16 protein-coding genes are annotated in these 16,131 nt (G+C 70.0%); 4 read left to right on the plus strand and 12 right to left on the minus strand.

Annotated features, from left to right (window positions below):
- Window positions 1–3 precede the first annotated feature (3 nt).
- Window positions 4–432, plus strand: a complete 429-nt coding sequence (locus ACZ7LS_RS12380) for a YunG family protein (RefSeq protein WP_382881609.1) — start codon at window positions 4–6, stop codon at window positions 430–432.
- Between the two features lie 281 nt (window positions 433–713).
- Here the strand turns inward: ACZ7LS_RS12380 and ACZ7LS_RS12385 are convergent, their stop codons facing one another.
- From ACZ7LS_RS12385 to ACZ7LS_RS12420, 8 genes are all read right to left on the minus strand, one after another.
- On the minus strand, window positions 714–1,790 hold the full coding sequence (locus ACZ7LS_RS12385) for a PP2C family protein-serine/threonine phosphatase (protein WP_382519249.1): 1,077 nt from the start codon (window positions 1,788–1,790) through the stop codon (window positions 714–716).
- 209 nt (window positions 1,791–1,999) lie between these two features.
- Entirely contained in the window at window positions 2,000–3,253 is a 1,254-nt protein-coding gene (locus ACZ7LS_RS12390) for an oxygenase MpaB family protein (protein ID WP_382519247.1), read from the minus strand.
- A gap of 63 nt (window positions 3,254–3,316) precedes the next feature.
- The gene (locus ACZ7LS_RS12395; protein ID WP_382665346.1) at window positions 3,317–3,748 is read right to left on the minus strand and encodes a hypothetical protein; all 432 of its coding nucleotides are present in this window, start codon (window positions 3,746–3,748) and stop codon (window positions 3,317–3,319) included.
- Window positions 3,745–4,608, minus strand: a complete 864-nt coding sequence (locus ACZ7LS_RS12400; RefSeq protein WP_382665348.1) for a fumarylacetoacetate hydrolase family protein — start codon at window positions 4,606–4,608, stop codon at window positions 3,745–3,747. The genes ACZ7LS_RS12395 and ACZ7LS_RS12400 overlap by 4 nt, the downstream gene beginning before the upstream one ends.
- A 47-nt stretch (window positions 4,609–4,655) precedes the next feature.
- Window positions 4,656–6,401: an FAD-dependent monooxygenase gene (locus tag ACZ7LS_RS12405; protein WP_385129570.1), complete on the minus strand. Its 1,746-nt coding sequence runs from the start codon at window positions 6,399–6,401 to the stop codon at window positions 4,656–4,658.
- Window positions 6,398–6,949, minus strand: a complete 552-nt coding sequence (locus ACZ7LS_RS12410; RefSeq protein WP_382519238.1) for a VOC family protein — start codon at window positions 6,947–6,949, stop codon at window positions 6,398–6,400. The genes ACZ7LS_RS12405 and ACZ7LS_RS12410 overlap by 4 nt, the downstream gene beginning before the upstream one ends.
- A 48-nt stretch (window positions 6,950–6,997) precedes the next feature.
- A complete protein-coding gene (locus ACZ7LS_RS12415) occupies window positions 6,998–8,173 on the minus strand; it encodes an NAD(P)-dependent alcohol dehydrogenase (protein ID WP_382665352.1) in 1,176 nt (391 codons plus the stop codon).
- A gap of 66 nt (window positions 8,174–8,239) precedes the next feature.
- The gene (locus ACZ7LS_RS12420; protein WP_382519234.1) at window positions 8,240–9,019 is read right to left on the minus strand and encodes an MBL fold metallo-hydrolase; all 780 of its coding nucleotides are present in this window, start codon (window positions 9,017–9,019) and stop codon (window positions 8,240–8,242) included.
- Between the two features lie 321 nt (window positions 9,020–9,340).
- Here ACZ7LS_RS12420 and ACZ7LS_RS12425 point away from each other — a divergent pair, with 321 nt between their 5' ends.
- The 3 genes from ACZ7LS_RS12425 (at window position 9,341) to ACZ7LS_RS12435 (ending at window position 12,383) form a co-directional block, all read left to right on the plus strand.
- A complete protein-coding gene (locus ACZ7LS_RS12425) occupies window positions 9,341–10,318 on the plus strand; it encodes an amidohydrolase family protein (RefSeq protein ID WP_382519233.1) in 978 nt (325 codons plus the stop codon).
- 46 nt (window positions 10,319–10,364) lie between these two features.
- On the plus strand, window positions 10,365–11,531 hold the full coding sequence (locus ACZ7LS_RS12430; RefSeq protein WP_385129573.1) for an FAD-dependent oxidoreductase: 1,167 nt from the start codon (window positions 10,365–10,367) through the stop codon (window positions 11,529–11,531).
- A 135-nt stretch (window positions 11,532–11,666) separates the two neighbouring features.
- Window positions 11,667–12,383 carry a BPL-N domain-containing protein gene (locus ACZ7LS_RS12435; protein WP_385129575.1) on the plus strand — a complete coding sequence of 239 codons (717 nt, stop codon included), beginning with the start codon at window positions 11,667–11,669 and terminating at the stop codon, window positions 12,381–12,383.
- 51 nt (window positions 12,384–12,434) lie between these two features.
- On the opposite strand, the gene ACZ7LS_RS12440 is transcribed toward ACZ7LS_RS12435, so the two are convergent.
- From ACZ7LS_RS12440 to ACZ7LS_RS12455, 4 genes are all read right to left on the minus strand, one after another.
- The gene (locus tag ACZ7LS_RS12440) at window positions 12,435–13,367 is read right to left on the minus strand and encodes a hypothetical protein (RefSeq protein ID WP_385129577.1); all 933 of its coding nucleotides are present in this window, start codon (window positions 13,365–13,367) and stop codon (window positions 12,435–12,437) included.
- The gene (locus ACZ7LS_RS12445) at window positions 13,364–14,629 is read right to left on the minus strand and encodes a glycosyltransferase family 4 protein (RefSeq protein ID WP_385129579.1); all 1,266 of its coding nucleotides are present in this window, start codon (window positions 14,627–14,629) and stop codon (window positions 13,364–13,366) included. Before ACZ7LS_RS12445 ends, ACZ7LS_RS12440 begins: the two co-directional genes overlap by 4 nt.
- Window positions 14,630–14,779: 150 nt before the next feature.
- Window positions 14,780–15,619: a M23 family metallopeptidase gene (locus ACZ7LS_RS12450; protein ID WP_385129580.1), complete on the minus strand. Its 840-nt coding sequence runs from the start codon at window positions 15,617–15,619 to the stop codon at window positions 14,780–14,782.
- 130 nt (window positions 15,620–15,749) lie between these two features.
- Entirely contained in the window at window positions 15,750–15,968 is a 219-nt protein-coding gene (locus ACZ7LS_RS12455; RefSeq protein WP_356513552.1) for an MbtH family protein, read from the minus strand.
- Between the last annotated feature and the right edge of the window lie 163 nt (window positions 15,969–16,131).

Genomic DNA, 16,131 nt, shown 5'->3' on the forward strand with positions numbered 1-16,131 from the left:
GGCATGACACCGTTGCTTCTCACCGACATCGAACAAGCCGTCCGCAGCAGTTGGAGTGCCGAGACATGCACGCCCGAGTTCCGGTCGCGCTGGAAGAACGACAACCCGGCCCGGGATCAGTGCGGGGTGACCGCCCTGGTGCTCCATGACCTGCTGGGAGGCGAGCTGATCCGGGGCGAGGTCCACGTCAACGCGGAGCGCGTGGACTACCACTGGTGGAACCGCCTGGGCATGGGCATCGAGATCGACCTCACCCGTGAACAGTTCGGGCCGGAGGAGATCGTCACCGGCGGCATCGTCATTCCCCGCCCGCCGGTGACCGAGTTGCGCAGACTCCGCGAGGAGTACGAGCTTCTCCGTGACCGCGTCCTGGAGAAGCTCAACCGGCGGTCGACGCCGGCCACCGCAGCCACGGCTGGTCAATCGGCCTGAACCTGTCAGGCTGGTGCGCGGCGGGGGCCAGGAGCCGGTTTCGGCGCGGCGCACCGGCACCGCCGCGCCGATCGCGTCGAAGACGGCCAGCGGGTCGAGGTAGTCACGCCAGTGCGTGACCGGCACCAGGACAGCTTCGGTCCAGGTCATGAGGGCGGCGGCACATCGCCGGGCGCGCGACTCCGGCTGGACCATCCACTCCGCTCCGGCTCCGGCTCCGGCTCCGCCAGGATGTGCAGTAGGCGGCGGCGACGCGCACTTCGGGGGGCGGAAAGCTCACATCAGGGGAGCTTGATGGCGAGTGTGGCCATGTCGTCGTCGCGAGGGCCGCCGGTCCAGTGGTGGATGGCGTCGGCGAGTTCATCGAGCAGGGCGGCCGGGGTGGTCGGGCGGGTACGAGAAAGGCGGAGCTCCGTGTCCGGCGCGTAGAAGGTGCCGTCCGGGGCTCGGGCTTCCGTGACGCCGTCGGTGACGAACAGCAGGACATCGCGAGGTGCGAGCGGGAAGAGGTCGGGGCCGGAGCGCTCTCCGGTGAGGGTTCCCATTCCGAGGGGGACGTCAGGTGTGGTGGCGGTGAGGGCTGTGATGCTGCCGGCGCGGATGAGGTAGGGCTCGGGGTGTCCTCGGTTGATCACCAGCAGCTTCCGTTCCTGTTGGTCGATCTGGGCGATCAGTGCCGTGGCGAATTCCTCATGGCGTTCCTCGTCCTGGTGCTCCGCGCTCTCTCGTTCGAGGGACTGTTCCAGCCGGATGGCGAGTTCACCGATGTCGGGCACGTAGTGGGCCGCCTCGCGGAAGGCGCCGATGAGGGTGGAGGTGGTGGACACGGCTCCGGTTCCCTTGCCGCGTACGTCCCCGATCAGGATGCGCACGCCGTAGGGGGTGTCCTGGATCGCGTAGGCGTCACCTCCGATCCTCGCTTCGGCATCGGCGGCCTCGTAGTGGGCGGCCACCTGTAGGTGCCCGATGTGGGTGGGCGGGTTCGGCAGCAGCGCGCGCTGCATGGTCTCGGCCATGGAGCGAACGCTGGCCAGACGCTTGTTGTGGCGATAGAACATGCGGTTCATGTCGAGGCCGATGAGTGCGGCGAGCACGACGTTGGTGATCGCCGACCAGCCCTTGGCGCTCAGCAGTACCCCGGAGCGCCACTCCAGCAGCACCGTGATGCCGAGTGCGAACACCCCGGCCCACGCGGCACCGCTGAAACTCATCATCGCGCCTGCCAGTACACACGCGGCTGAGATCAGCGGTACGCCCGTGTAGTCGACCGGGGTGCTGACATCGACGACGACCGCGAGGACCATGATGAGGTGCGGGGCCCATCGCGCGTACGACCATCGGGCGGTGAGGCGGTCCATCCCTCATTCCCCCGAGTGGCTCAACGACGGGTGCCCTTGCGCTCCCAGCCTTAACCGGGCGGGAGGACAGCCAAACCATCGCTCCGGCAAACGGCCACCCGTGACGGAGGTGAGCACCGCACGACAGGTCAGCCCGGCATGCTCCGATCGAGGGGACGGATGGCTGATGCCTCGATCGGAGCGGGCCGGTTCAGGCGCCCACCACTCCGTTACCTGGTGAGTTTGTCGACAGGCTTGAACTTCGCTTCGCCGCCCTCCAGGTTCTTGTCGAGGAACTCATGGCGCGCGCGCCGGTGGGTCTGGTCGATCCACCCGGCCACGCCGGGGACGTTCCGGCGCAGAGTCTCGCGCGTCACGTTCGGGATCACCCTGGCCAGCGGAGCCAGGCGCCACAGTCCGGGATCGGGCAGCCCCGTGCCGTTGTAGCTTTCCTCGCCCAGATAGAACCGCGCGTGGCCGAGCTGCGCCTTGTAGCGGAGTCTGCCGTAGACCTGACGCAGTCCCCGTGCGTCCTCCGGCGGGAGGTAGGTGTCCATGAACGACCGGCACAGTTCCTGGGAATCCCTGTCGATCTTCGGTTCCTCCGCAAGCCCCATCAACAACTGGACCTTGAACGCGTCCGTCACGGTCTCCGGGTACCAGGGCGACTCGACGCCCATGAGGTGTCCGACGTAGCGCCAGTGGTGCATCATCGCCTCGATGTCACCGTCGGTGGGCCGGTATCCGAGAAGCTTGAGCTGCATCCCGGGGGTGAACGAACTGAGCAGGAGCGTCCCCGTCTGTGCGAACTGGCTGATGGGCATGCCCAGCCTGGCCCGGTCCCACTCGGGATGCGGCAGCAGGGTGTGGCGGATCATCGAGTGCAGGGTGCGCACGAACACCGCGGAGCGTCGTCCGACACCGCCGGGGCGCAGGGCTCCGGGCTCGGTGGTGTCCGTCCAGAGACGGGAGGTCTCCAGGAACCGGCCGAACGCCGACCCGCCCGTGTAGGCGCCGGTCAGCGCGAGCGGCTTGGCGACGGTTTCCAGCGCGTACGCGTTGAACGTGGACATCCCGAAGTACGGATACAGCTCCTTGCCGTACCGCCGGAAGACCTCCGCGCCGTGTTCGACCTTCGCCCAGTCCACCCACTCCGGGTCGGTGTCGATCTGTTCGAACAGCGCCACCAGTTCCGGGGAGGGGTCCTTGACACTCCCGATGCCGCCGTGGAGTGCCTGCTCGACATCCTTTCTGGCGCGCGACCTGCCCTTGGGCGAGGCGAAGGCGGCGTCGATGTAGGCGTCACCGAGCCGGTCCCCGGTGTTCATGGCGCGGCCGAATGCCGTCGCCAGGTCCTCGGAGATGTCGAGGTGGGTCTTGGCGTACTTCTCCAGCTTCCACTTGAGCGACCGCCCCGTGGGGGTGTCGATCGTACGGAAGTACGCGAAGGACTCCGGGATGGGCACTTCGGTCGACTGCGTCATGGTTATCACCACTTTCTGATGGGCCGGCGCACCTCACGGTGTCGCCGAAGGGTCACGGTCGTGTCAGCGGGTCAGTTCGTCCGCCAGTTCGCCGGCGATCCGAAGTGCGCCCTCCACGTCGGCGAGGGACTCGTCGCGGCGCAGCAGTCCGGTGACGAAGGCGGCGCCGCGCACGTCCCGCCGGGGCGGGCCCAGCAGGATGTGGGTGTGGGGACAGCCCTCGCCGAGGGAGTACGTGTACACGCGTCCCGAGCCGGTCACCCGGGTCACCGCCGCGCTCAACCGGGCCAGGAGCGGCCCGAGTTCGGCGGTCTCGGCGTCGTTCAGAGCGCCGAGTCCTTCGGTGTGGCGCAGCGTCTGGGCCGCGATCCAGCCGGGCGCCGCCATGGCCGGGTGCGACGACACTCCCCAGTGCCCGGTGCGCGTCAGCCAGCCGGGATCGGCGGCGTCGAGGGCCGCCGCCCGCAGGCAGAGAAGGCACTCGTCGTTCGTCATGCCGCCCCCGTCCACCGTGCTCCGGTGTGCGGGGCGGCGAGCGTGTTGGTGAGCGTGCCGATCTTGTCGAGCGTCACCGAGACGACATCACCCGCGACGAGGAACCGTCCTTCCGCGACGCCGGTTCCTCCTGGGGTGCCGGTGAGGATGATGTCGCCGGCTTCCAGGGTCAGGAACGAACTGACGTAGGCGATGAGCCGGGGAACCGGGAAGACGAGTTCGGCGGTCGAGGAGCGCTGGCGGACGACACCGTTGACCTCGGTGGTGATGTCCAGCGCGTCGTACAGGCGTAGTTCGTCGGTGGTGAGCAGGGCGGGGCCGAGCGGCTTGAAGCCGTCGAATCCCTTGCCGACCGCCGGGCTGGCCATTGGCAGCGCCGGGTTCTCGCCTGCCTGGACGTCGCGCGCGGAGAGGTCGTTGGCGACGGTCCCGCCCGCGACGTAGTCCCACGCCGCAGCCTCGGGAATGTCGCGGCCGGTGCGGCCGATCACGATGCCGAGTTCGCCCTCGTAGTCGACGCGGTCGGGTGCGGACGCGGGCAGGTGGACGAGCGAGCCGGGAGCGGTGACGGCGGAGCCGGGGATCAGCTGGAAGCGTGGGAGGGCGGGCAGCGGGCTGCCCGTCTCGGCCGCGTGGTCACGGTAGTTGAGGCCGATGACGACGATCTTGCCCGGCCGCCTGACCGGCGGTGCGAACGTGGTCTGCTCCCAGCCGGTCTCCGCGCGGGTCCTCAGGCCGGCCAGCTCGGCCAGGCGCCCTTCGACGATGAAGTCCTCCAGCTGTCGGCCGGAGTGGTCGAGAAGCCGCGGCCCGTCGGGGCCGATCCGCGCGATACCTTCGTCGGTCTGTGCGAGCAGCATGATGTTCTCCGTTCCGGCGGGGGCTTCGTGTCCCCGGTCGCCGTCTGTCAGTTCTCTCGCGCGACGCCCGCACTGCCCGCCACGCCTGTACTGCCCGCGCCGCCGGTACCGTCCGCTGCGCTCGCACTGTCCGCTCCGCCGGTACCGCTCGTGTTGCCCGTCACGCGGGCCACGAGTGCGTCGGGGTCGGCGGGGCAGTGGTCACCGCGCCACGCGACGATGCCGTCGGGGCGTACCAGCGCGATGGCGCGGCCGTACAGCTCGCGGGCGCCGCGGGCACCGGCCCACGCCTCGTCGAGGGGGATCCGGCGGTTCCGGAATGCCTGGGCCAGGGGTCCGCTGTCGGTGGCGGGCGCGAGGTTCAGCAGGGTGAATCGCCCGCGGAAGAGGTCGAGTACGGAGCGCCCGTCGGCCAGCGCGATGTGCGGGGCACGGTGTCCTGGGCGCGCCGTGGGTACGTACTCCTCCGGGTCCTCGGGTGGTTCGGGCGTCCCGTCCGGGACGATCAGGGGTGAGCGGGGGTAGCGCACGCCGAGTTGGATGCCGAGGGAGTGCCACTCGGTGCGGCGGGCGGCGGTGATCCGTTCGCCGGCCGCGACCCGGGCTTCTTTGTTCGCCGGGTCGTCCAGTGCCGGGTCGGGCAGGATCGCGTTGTCCGCACGGTAGTTGTGCCAGGCTCGGCGGACCAGGCGCTCGGCGTGCGGGCGGCGTTCCGCGGTGTAGGTGTCGAGCAGGGTGTCGGGGGCCCAGCCCCGCAGGACGGCCTCCAGTTTCCAGCCGAGGTTGGCCACATCACCGAGGCCGGTGTTCATTCCGTGCCCGCCCGAGGGCCACATCCGGTGCGCGGCGTCGCCCGCCAGCAGGACCCGGCCGGACCTGAAGGAGTCGGCCACCACGGCGTCACCGCTCCACTCCCGGGTGTCGAGTACCTCGACCTCTCCGGCCGCGCGGTCCAACGCCTCGGCGACAGCCGCACGGACCTCGCCGGGTCCGGGCGACTCGCCGTCCTTGAGCGGGTAGGTGACGCGCCACAGATCACCGCCGTCGAGTGAACCGAGGATCATACGGCGGGGGTTGACCAGGTAGTACTGCACGGCGGGCGCGTGCGGGATCCGCTCGCGGAGCCCTGGCAGCCGGACGAAAGCACCCTGCCAGCGTGCCCGGACATCGGCGGAGTCGCGCAGCGAGCCGATGCCCAGCGCCCTGCGGACCGGGGAGCCCGCGCCGTCACACGCCAGCAGACGACGCGCCTGTACCGTCCTGCCGCCGTGTTCCGCCGAGGAGAGCCGTACGCTCACGCCGTCCGTGCCGTCCTCGAAGCCCTCGCAGGTCCACCCGTAGCGCAGGGACACCGTGGGCTCGGCCGCGGCGCGCTCCCGCAGGACGGGGTCGAACCAGAACTTCGGCCACCACACTCCGCCCTCCGGGCTCAGCCCGCCCGTGGTGTCACGCCGGTCCGCGTTGGAGGGACGGGGGAACCGGGCCAGTTCGTAGGTCGTCATCCGCGAGACGAAGGAGATGTCGCGCCGCGCGTCGGCGGGAAATCCGCTGCGCGGCACCTCGTCGGCGACACCCCACCGGCGCAGCAGTTCCATGGACGCGGTATCGACGGACTCCGCCGTCGGGTAGCGGACCACACCGTCCCCACGCTCCACGAGCAGCACGGAGAGGCGGCGGGTGCCCAGTTCGACCGCCGCGGCGACACCCACGGGGCCGCCGCCCACGATCACCACGTCGTACGCGCCGCCGTCACCGATGTCACCGGTGGGGCCCGGTGCCGAGTCGAGGCTCATCGCGCCCAGATCAATTCGCTCAGGTCCTCGCCGGCGCTCAGGCCCGCCGCCAGACGCTCCGGGTCGAGGGGGAAGCCGCCTGGGTTCCGCTTGAACGCGTCCGTCGCCATGAACGACCGCATCTCGTCGCGCGAGGAGAAGTTCAACGACGACAGTTCCACCTTGTTGCCGTCCGGATCCCGGTAGTAAAAACTCGTACCGGGCCCGTGGTTGGACACCTCGACCGGGACGTATCCGTTCTCCCTGAGGGTGCTGTACAGAGCGACCAGCGCGTCGAGCGTCGGCGTACGCAACTGGAAGTGATGCAGTCCACGCGAGGACGGACCGGTACCGATGTGCTCGCACTCGAACACCGCGATCCGCTGGGTGTAGGGCGGCTCGAAGAGGAAATCGAAGAAGCAGATACGCGACGGCTCATCCGGATCGTCCGAGGGCGGCGGCGTCATCTCCACACTCCGCGGCTGGTCCAGCAGAAGAGAGTAGAAATCACAGAGGCGGTCGTAATCGGTCGTCCGCAGAACGACCTCGGACAGACGAATCCCTGACATGGCTTGTGTCCTTGTTCGGTGAGGAAGAACTTCCCGGGGAGACGGAGCTCAGTGGAGCAGGACGGCCTTCACGACCGTCCCGGAACGCGCGTCGTCCACGGCCTTGTTGATGTCGTCCAGCGGATAGGTGCGGATCATGGCCTCCAGCGGGAAGCGGCCCCTGCTGTGGAGATCCAGAATCCGCGGTACGAGCACCGCCGGGGCCTGGTGACCGACGATGGAGCCGGTCACGGTCCGTCCTTCGAGGAGCGCGAAGGCGTTGGTGCGCAGATCCGCGCCGTCGGGAGCGACACCGAGGACCGCCGCGCTCCCCAGAGGCGCGAGCGCGGCCACGGCCTGTGCCATCACCTCGGGTACGCCCGTGGATTCCACACTGAAGTCGACGCCCCGGCCGCCGGTCAGCTCCCGTACCCGCGCGGCTCCGTTTCCGACGGTGGCCCCGTTGCCGTCGGCTGCCCTGTTCTCGGCGGCTGCCCTGTTCTCGGCGACGTCGGTACCGTCGGCGGCGTCGAACACGTCGGTCGCCCCGAGGTGGGCGGCGAGGTCGAGCCGCGCGTGGTGTGTGTCGCTCACGATGATCCGTGAGGCGCCGGCCACCACGGCGGCCATGACCGCGCTCAGTCCGACGGCTCCGGCACCGAAAACGGCCACCGTGCTGCCGGGCGAGACCCGCAGTACGTTCCAGACCGCGCCGGCCCCCGTGATGACGCCGCAGCCCAGGGGCGCGAGCACGTCGTCGGGCGGGGAGGAGCCGGGGACCTTGATGAGACTGCTGGGCCGGCACAGTCCGTACCGGGCGAAGGACGACTGCCCGAAGAAGTGATCGTGCACCGGCTCGCCCGAGGCGTCGCGCAGGCCGACGGAACCGTCGGCGCGCCGGGCGCCGAAGTTCAGCGGGAAGTGGTCCGGACAGTAGGCGGGCAGCCCGCTCAGACAGTTCCGGCAGGTGCCGCAGAAGCTGAAGCTCGCCACCACACGGTCACCCGGAGTGAACCCGCTGACGGCCGGGCCTACCGCCTCGACCACGCCGGCGCCCTCGTGTCCCGCGACGACCGGGAAGGGCGTCGGCATACGTCCCGCCGCCACCTCCAGATCCGTATGGCACAGCCCGGCCGCGGTGAAGCGCACCAGCACCTCGTCCGGCCGGGGATCTTCGACGGTCAGCGCCTCCAGCCGGAAGGGATCGCCGCTCTGCCGGCACACCGCTGCCTTCACGCGGTCCATGGCAAGCCTTTCGATAGTTCGGACAGGGGGTTCGACAGAGAGAAGGGGGTTCGACAGAGAGGCCGGTCAGCGGAGCGTGACGGGTTCGAGACCGGGGAAGTGCGGACCGACCAGGGGTGTACGGGTGGTACGCAGCCGCTCCAGCCACTCCGTCCTGGCGGCTGCCGCCTGACGGGCGTCCCAGTCGAAGCCGCAGCGCCAGTGCGGATGGTCCAGTGCCGCCGGGTGATGGAAGAGATCGCCGACCAGGGCGAGGCTCTGTCCCCGCGACTCGATCAGCGCGATGGACGTGCCCGGCGTATGGCCCGGTGCGTGGACCAGCCGCAGCCAGTCGAAGGGCGCCACGGAATCGCCGTCCCAGAGCAGAGCCGCGTCACGGAGCGGACCGACTTTGCGGCGCACGGCGTCATCCGCGTCGCCGTCCACGTAGTGCTTCCAGTCCGCGGTGTGGATGTGGTGCCTGGCCCGGGGAAACGTGGGCATGCCCGAGGTGGAGGCCCAGCCGACGTGGTCGATGTGCAGATGGCTGAGCACGACGTCGGTCACGGAGCCGGGGGCGCAGCCCAGCTCGTCCAGCCGCACCGGCAGGAGTTCGCGGACGGGCGGCAGCTCACCGTCCGGCAGCAGCCGCGGGTCGAGCCCGCCGCCCAGGTCGAACACGACACGGTTTCCCCGCTGGTCCGTGGCCAGGAAGCCGCCGAACGGGACGGGGAGCATCCCGTGCTCGTCGACGGTGCCGGGCAGTGCCTGCCAGACGGAGGCGGGCACGTCGGGATAGAGCAGGCTCGGGGGCATCGGCACGATGCCGTCCGCGAGGGGATGAACTGTCACATCGCCGATGCGCATGGAAGCCCTCCTGAGGATGGTCCGCCCGTCCCGCGTGGACGGGGGGCGACGCGAGGTGTGCAGGGTGGCGAGTGCCTGCCGAAGAGGGGTGGTCTTCTGGGAAGACGGGCCCGATGTGCTTCGACCGTAGACTTTAAAGAGTCAGCTGTCAATTTAATCTCCGCCAGGGAACCGCCACGCGACCACAAGAATGAAGAGACGACGATCAATGCCGTACATATGGGCTCACGCGTGCGAGGCAATCGACCCGCACATTAATTGACGATGGACACCTTTACGCCTAGTGTGAATGCCGTGACAATGACCGCAGAGGAGCTCGCCGTGTCCGCTCAACGCATCGATGTCCACACTCACGGCATCTCGGACGAAGCCGTCGCGGTCCTCATGGCCCGGGGCCACCGGCTGACGGGTGGCTATCGCATGTCGGTGCGGTGGACGCCGGAGGCCGCGCTCGCCTATATGGACAGGCAGGAGATCACCGCCCAACTCCTGTCCATGCCGATGGCGTTCGCGGGATCGGACGACGACCCGGGGTTCGGAACCCGCCTGTCGCGGATCATCAACGAGGGGCACGCCGAGCTGATCGCCCAGCACCCCGACCGCTTCGGAGCCTTCGCCACACTGCCGGCGGACGGACCCGACGTGGCGCTGTCGGAACTCGCGTACGCCCTGGACGAGCTGCGGCTCGACGGAGTGGTGCTGACCTCGAACGTACTGGGCCGCTACTTCGGCGACCCGTCCCTGGAACCGGTACTGGCGGAGCTGGCACGGCGGGGCGTACCGGTCTTCGTGCACCCGGCCGACTGTCCGCACATCGATGTCCTGGGCTTCGGCCGCCCGAGTTCGGTCGTCGAGTTCCCCTTCGACACCGCGCGCACGATCACCAACGCCCTCTACACCGGCGTCTTCCTGCGCCATCCGGGGCTGCGCCTGATCCTCGCGCACTGCGGCGGGGCGCTCCCCACACTCGGCTGGCGGATCGGTGAACACACCGTCATGGGGCGCGGCCCGGACGACGCGGACATCGACCCGGCCCATGTCGCCGAGGTACTGCGCGGGCTCTACTACGACACGGCCCTCGCCGGAAGCCGCAACTCGCTGCTGCCGACCCTTGAGGTGACCACTGCGGACCACATCCTCTTCGGCACCGACTGGCCCGCCGCCCCGGAACCCACGGTCGTACGCAACATCGACAACCTGACGGGCTTCGACGGCTTCAGCCGGGCCGAGTTGCGCGGCGTGGAGCGTGACAACGCGCTCACGCTCTTTCCCCGCTTCGTTCGAGAACCGCGCCGGTGATCCGCCCGGCAGCCATCCGCCCGTGAGCCGTCGACGAAAGGGAAATGTGAAAGACATCGCGATCATCGGAGGCGGCCCCGGCGGGCTGACGGCGGCCATCGCACTGGCCCGGCGCGGCATCCGGAGCATGGTGTTCGAGCGCGACGGCCACCCGGAGACCGTGCCGCGCTTCAACCCGGACCGTTCCTATCCGATCGACCTCACCGGCCACGGGCTGCGGGCGGTGCGGCACATCGACGCCGTCGCGCACTTCGACGCCCATATGACCCCGTTCCGCGGCATCAGGAATCGCGGCAGGATCGTCGACGCCTGGTCCGAGCCCGGCTGGATCGGTTCGCGGGGCGACATCACGCGGGCGCTGATGTCCGTCGCCGAGGAACGGCACCGCGGCCTGATCGACTTCGCCTTCGACAGCGGAATCGACGCCGTCGACGTCCGGGCCGGCACGGTGGCCGGGCGGACCTTCGACCTCGTCGTCGGCGCCGACGGCGCGGGCTCGGTCGTCCGGAGGGCGATGCGGGAGCAGATCGAGGGGTTCACCGTCGAGACCGGCGCCATCCCGAACTACGGGCTCGTCCTGGAACTCGACCGGGTCGGCGACCAGTTGGACAGACGCTATCTGAACGGGCTGGCGATGAGCCCGCTCACCCTCACGGGGGTGATCCTCGACGAGTCCAGACCGGACGGCGTGCGCTGGATCTGCTTCGTCGGAGTGAACAAGCCGATCGGGTTCGCCTCGCCCGAGCAGGCCACCGCCTGGCTGCGCCAGTACGTTCCGCTCGCTCTGGACCTGACGAGCGAGCGAGCGGTCGCCGACTTCTCCGGGCGCGAGGCCGTGCACCTGGGCCAGCGGCTGACCTGCTCCCGGCTGTACGGCGGCCGGGCCGTGCTGATCGGGGACGCGGCCGCCGCCTTCCCGCCGATCGGCCAGGGAGGCAACGCGGCCCTGGAATCGGCGGTCGTGCTCGACGAGATCCTGGCCTCCGGATCGCCGGAGACCGCGGGCGCGCGCTTCGAGGCCGCCTGGAAGCCCGAAGTGGACGCACTCACCTGGATCAGCGGTCAGGTGCGCTATCAGAGCCGGTGGGCGGCTGTCCGTGTGGCGGTCTCGCAGGCGCTCGGAGTGAATGTGCTCAGAGAGGCCAAGAGTTCCACCCGCTCCTACGCCGATGTCCGGCGCTCGGCCCGCCGTCTCGGACCGCTCTGGGCCTGAGCGCGGCGGTGGCGCGGGTGAGGGGCGCGCGTTGCCTCTCGGTGGCGTGCGGTGGAGTCTGTGGGAAGAGAGAGTGTGTCTGTGGGGAGGGTGTCACGAAAGCGGTCCGGCCGGCCTACGCGAATCGAGGGGCTCATGAACGAAGTGCGCGGCGGTGTCCGGCTCCCGCGTGACGCTCCGGGCAGGCGCCGGGCGTCCTCGCCTGCCCTTGTCTACCGGGGGCGCACCCAGCAGGACATGGACTGTGCCGACGCGGTGGCCGGTCTGCTCTCACAGGGCCCCTGGAGCCTGGACGTCCGCACCACCGGCCCGCGGGGAGAACTGCCTCTGTCGTCCGCCGCTCTGGCGCGGGCCCGGTTGTACGCACAGCCCGGCGGCGGCTCCCTGACCCCCGCCTACCGGGAGATGAGGCGGCACACCGGGGCGATCCGTGACTTCGTCGAAAACGGCGGCAGCTACCTGGGCTTCTGTCTCGGCGGCTACCTCGCCGGACAGGACGAGGGGTTCGGTCTCCTGTCCGGCGAGGTCGACCAGTACATCGTCTCGCCGGGCGCCACGGTCAGGACCGAGGACGACACCCTGGTCGAGATCGACTGGCGGGGCAGCCGGCGCCTCGTCTTCTTCCAGGACGGACCGTACTTCTCGCTCCGTCCCGGTCCGGGTACGACCGTGCTCGCCAGGTACCCGAACGACCTGGCCGCCGCCCTCGTCACCTCGTACGGGGCGGGCAGGGTGGCCGTCGTGGGACCCCACCCTGAGGCCACCGAGGACTGGTTCGATGACATCCCGCTTCCCTTCCAGGACACACTCGATCTGGCAGTGGACTTCGCCGGCAGCGCGCTGGACGGCTGAGCGCGCCGACCCGTGCCCCTGCCCGTGCTCGCACCCGTGCGCATGCCCCCGTCAGCCGGGCGTGATCTCCACCGACAGTTCGTTGTCGACCGTGTAGTAGGGACGCGCCGTCAGGCCGTCGACCGCCGTGTCCGGGTACACGAAGACCTTCTTGCGGTCCGCGAGGTCGTCCAGGAGGCGGGCCATCCGGACCGGGGGCGCACCGGCCGACGGCCGTACGAACACGTCCCACACCGCCGGGCCCGCGCCGCCCGGTGTGCTCAGCAGGTCGCGGTAGCCGACGGTGAAGGAGAAGGCGTGATCGCTCTCGGCGGTCAGCTCCGCCTCCCGTGTGACGCCGCCCTTCCCCCGGCGGCGCAGCAGTGCCGCCGCCCCGGTGTCCAGTTCGGTGCCGAAGAGCCGGCCCCGTACCGTGGCCGCGCCGTCGGCGACACGGATACGGTCCGCTTCCGCGTGTGTGGCGCGCAGCCAGGCACGTACGGCGAAGTAGCCGTCCAGGGTGGCGTACGGGATCCGGACCGCCACGGGTGAGCGCGTGCTGTCGGGAGCGCGGCCCGTCACCAGGGCCCGCAGGTCACGGACGCCGGGGAGGAGCCGTCGGCGCGGTTCGTCGGGCGAGGGGAGTACGTAGGCGTCCCACCGGCCCTCCTCGAAGGCGGGCGCCGGGTCGAGGGTCGCCTGCCAGCGGTCCTGGCCGGGTACCGGTTCCAGTTCGAACACGCGCCTGACCTGTTCGGGCTGCCCCTTCGGCGGACGCAGACGCAGCAGCAGCCGGGGACGGGAGGCGGGGGCTGCCGGCCCGCCCGGGGAGGTGAGCCGTACGACGATCCGGTTCTCCCCGTCCACCGTGCAGTCGGCGCGAGGGCGCGGTCTCTCGGCGGCGGGCCCTTCCTCACGCGGACTTCCGTCGTCGTGGTTTCCGACGCCGTGGTTTCCGACGCCGTGGCTTTCGACGCCGTGGCCACCGTCGCGGTCCGGGCTCATCGCTTCGCCTTCCGTACGGACTTGAGGAGGGTGCTGGCCGCCGAGTAGGCGGCGTCGCGGGCCGCGTAGCCGCCGGTCACCAGGGCACGGTCGATGCCGGTGGTACGCGCGGCGGGAGGCCGGCCGGCCGCTCTCGCGGTCGCGAGCGCGTCGAACAGTTCCTCGGCCTGTGCCACGATCGGCCCGGGGGCGTACCGCTCGGAGTTCTTCAGCGCCGTGCGCCCCATCCGACGGCGTGTCTCGTCGTCGCGTACGAGGTCGAGCAGGGCGGCCGAGAGCGCTTCGCGGTCGCCGACCGGCACCAGCCTGCCGTCCGCGCCGTCCTCGATGATCTCGGCCGGACCGTGCGGACAGTCGGTGCTGACGACGGGGAGACCGCAGCGCATCGCCTCGACGATCGTCATGCCGAAGGGCTCGAAGTTCGATGTCGCGGCGGCGATCGAGCCCTTGGTCCACTCGGCCTCCATCGGGGTCGCGGCGCCCATCAGGAAAACGTTGTCGTACAGGCCCAGTTCCTCGATGAGCCGTCTGAGCCGGTCGTGTTCCTCGCCCTTGCCGTAGACGCGTAACTGCCAGTCGGGGCGCTCGGCCACCACTGCCGCGAACGCCTCGATGAGCAGGTCGTACCGCTTCACCGGGACCAGCCGCCCCGCGGCCACCACCACGGGGGCGGTGCCGTCCGACGGCGGGAGCGACGGGTCGGGGACATTGTTGGGCAGCGCTTCCACGCGGACGCCCGGCAGCCACATCTTCTTGCGGTACGCCGCGGCGTCGGCGTGGGTGACGGTGGTGAGGGCGTCCAGACGCGGATAGACCCGGCGCAGTACGCGGCGCAGTCTCGGCGGATGGTTGTCCAGGGTGAGATGTTCCTGCCCCACCCGGACGGTCCCGGCCGGGGCCTGGAGGGCGATGTGCACGTTCAGGCCCGGCCGCGTGCCCACCACGACATCGGCGTCCGCCGCCCGCAGGAATTCTTCGATCCGCTGGTCGGTGAGCTCGCTGTACTGCCCGTAGCGGTACTCGTACGCGGGGAACACCTTCGCCGGGTTCAGATGGAGCGGATGTTCGCTCTCGTGCCGCATGTCCACGAGCGGGCGCAGCCGTATGCGCGGATCCGGGGTCAGGTTCGGGCTCTCCCGGTGCCGGAACACGGAGACGATTTCCACCTCGTGCCGCTCGGCCAGCGCACTGGCCAGGTTGTACGTCGTGGTGATTGTCCCTCCTATCCCATAGGCGTTGTGTATGAGGAAAGAAATCTTCATGCAGATATGGATCGCGTTGTTCACCGTCGCGTTGCTTGCGTTATGCGATCTTGAGGTAACCGCGTCGAATCCGTGTCCGATGAATCATTCGCGCGCGCGGGCCGGTCCGCCGCCGGGGATCTCGGATCGCCTCCGGTGACCTCGGGTGGCTCAGTCGCTCAGCGCTACCGGCCGGTCCGAGGAGAAGTGGGTCAAGTCCTCCGGCACACCGCGGCGTTCGTTCCCCTCGTCATCGTGGTAGCGCCACTCGAACGGCACACCGCGCGCGGTCATCACGTCCGGGCCGTCCATCAGCTGGAAGTGGAGGTGCGGCTCGGACGAGTTGCCGGAGTTCCCGCACTCCGCGAGCACCTGCCCCGCCGTGACACGGTCGCCCACGCCCACCCGGAAGGAGCCGCGCCGCAGGTGCGCGTAGACCGCGTACACACCGTCGCCGATATCCAGCACGAGGTGGTTCCCCAGCAGATGGCACGGCCATCCCATGACCCGCACAAAGGCCTCCAGGTAGAGGAAGGCCATGCCGGGCAGTGACGTCCGGCTCAGGTGGTCGCGCTGGCGTCTCGCCTCCGCGACGACCACTCCGTCGGCCGGGGCGAGCAGCGGCCTGCCGAAGGACGGATAGGAACGCGGACGCCGGGCGAGGGGCCAGTACCGGTTGGGGGGCGGGGTGTGCGGTGTGTCCGCGTCGCCCCGCGGCGGGTTGTGAATCAGGTCGACGGCAAAGGTCTGGGCGTGGCTGTGCGTATGGCTCGGGATTTTCGTGGCGGGTCCGTTGAGCGCCGTCCACCGACCGGTGGCGGGCAACCGGACCAGCACGGGTCGCCGGTCCCCGGACGGGCGTTGGTTCCGTACCAGGGCCCAGCGCAGGAACAGCCCTGCCGCGAGCAGCGCGACGCCCGTGTACCACAGCGGTCCGATGCCTTGGACGTTCACCGCGATGCACAGGATTCCGGCACCGAACAGCAGGCCATGACGCTTCCACAGTGTCACCGTCGGGCACACCCCTCGCGCATTCCCAGAAGCGGGGCGCCTCCGGCAGACGGACGATCCGTCAGTCACGAGCCGATTCCGGCTCCACCCTCAGCAATATTATCCGAAGTCCCGTTGCGGCCATCGGGTATCAGGCGGGGGTGTCCGATGTCTCCCGCAGCGTGCGCGGACGCATGTCGGTCCAGTTCTCCTCGACGAAGTCGATGGCGGTCCGACGGTCCACCTCGCTCAGCGCCGCCGTCCAGCCCGCCGGGACCGGACTGAAGGAAGGCCACAGGGAGTGCTGGCCCTCGTCGTTGACCAGCACATGGAAGACACCGTCCGTGTCGTCGAATGGGTTCGTGCTCACAACAGATCATTCCTCTCGCAGGAGCGGGGCAAAGGCCGGGGAACGGGTGGGGAGTTCAGGGGCCGGGAGCCGGGGACGGTAATTCAGGGGACGGGTAGTTCAGGGGACGGGGGGGGTCAGGGGACGGGGGGTCAGGGGACGGGGGGCAGGGGACGGGGGCCAG

The organism is Streptomyces sp. NPDC039430 (assembly GCF_055639435.1).

What these genes read in the sequence shown, in the direction of transcription:
- ACZ7LS_RS12380 (WP_382881609.1), top strand. Translation starts at nt 4, where the DNA reads ATGACACCGTTGCTTCTCACCGACATCGAACAAGCCGTCCGCAGCAGT.
- ACZ7LS_RS12385 (WP_382519249.1), bottom strand. Translation starts at nt 1,790, where the DNA reads ATGGACCGCCTCACCGCCCGATGGTCGTACGCGCGATGGGCCCCGCAC.
- ACZ7LS_RS12390 (WP_382519247.1), bottom strand. Translation starts at nt 3,253, where the DNA reads ATGACGCAGTCGACCGAAGTGCCCATCCCGGAGTCCTTCGCGTACTTC.
- ACZ7LS_RS12395 (WP_382665346.1), bottom strand. Translation starts at nt 3,748, where the DNA reads ATGACGAACGACGAGTGCCTTCTCTGCCTGCGGGCGGCGGCCCTCGAC.
- ACZ7LS_RS12400 (WP_382665348.1), bottom strand. Translation starts at nt 4,608, where the DNA reads ATGCTGCTCGCACAGACCGACGAAGGTATCGCGCGGATCGGCCCCGAC.
- ACZ7LS_RS12405 (WP_385129570.1), bottom strand. Translation starts at nt 6,401, where the DNA reads ATGAGCCTCGACTCGGCACCGGGCCCCACCGGTGACATCGGTGACGGC.
- ACZ7LS_RS12410 (WP_382519238.1), bottom strand. Translation starts at nt 6,949, where the DNA reads ATGTCAGGGATTCGTCTGTCCGAGGTCGTTCTGCGGACGACCGATTAC.
- ACZ7LS_RS12415 (WP_382665352.1), bottom strand. Translation starts at nt 8,173, where the DNA reads ATGGACCGCGTGAAGGCAGCGGTGTGCCGGCAGAGCGGCGATCCCTTC.
- ACZ7LS_RS12420 (WP_382519234.1), bottom strand. Translation starts at nt 9,019, where the DNA reads ATGCGCATCGGCGATGTGACAGTTCATCCCCTCGCGGACGGCATCGTG.
- ACZ7LS_RS12435 (WP_385129575.1), top strand. Translation starts at nt 11,667, where the DNA reads ATGAACGAAGTGCGCGGCGGTGTCCGGCTCCCGCGTGACGCTCCGGGC.
- ACZ7LS_RS12440 (WP_385129577.1), bottom strand. Translation starts at nt 13,367, where the DNA reads ATGAGCCCGGACCGCGACGGTGGCCACGGCGTCGAAAGCCACGGCGTC.
- ACZ7LS_RS12445 (WP_385129579.1), bottom strand. Translation starts at nt 14,629, where the DNA reads ATGAAGATTTCTTTCCTCATACACAACGCCTATGGGATAGGAGGGACA.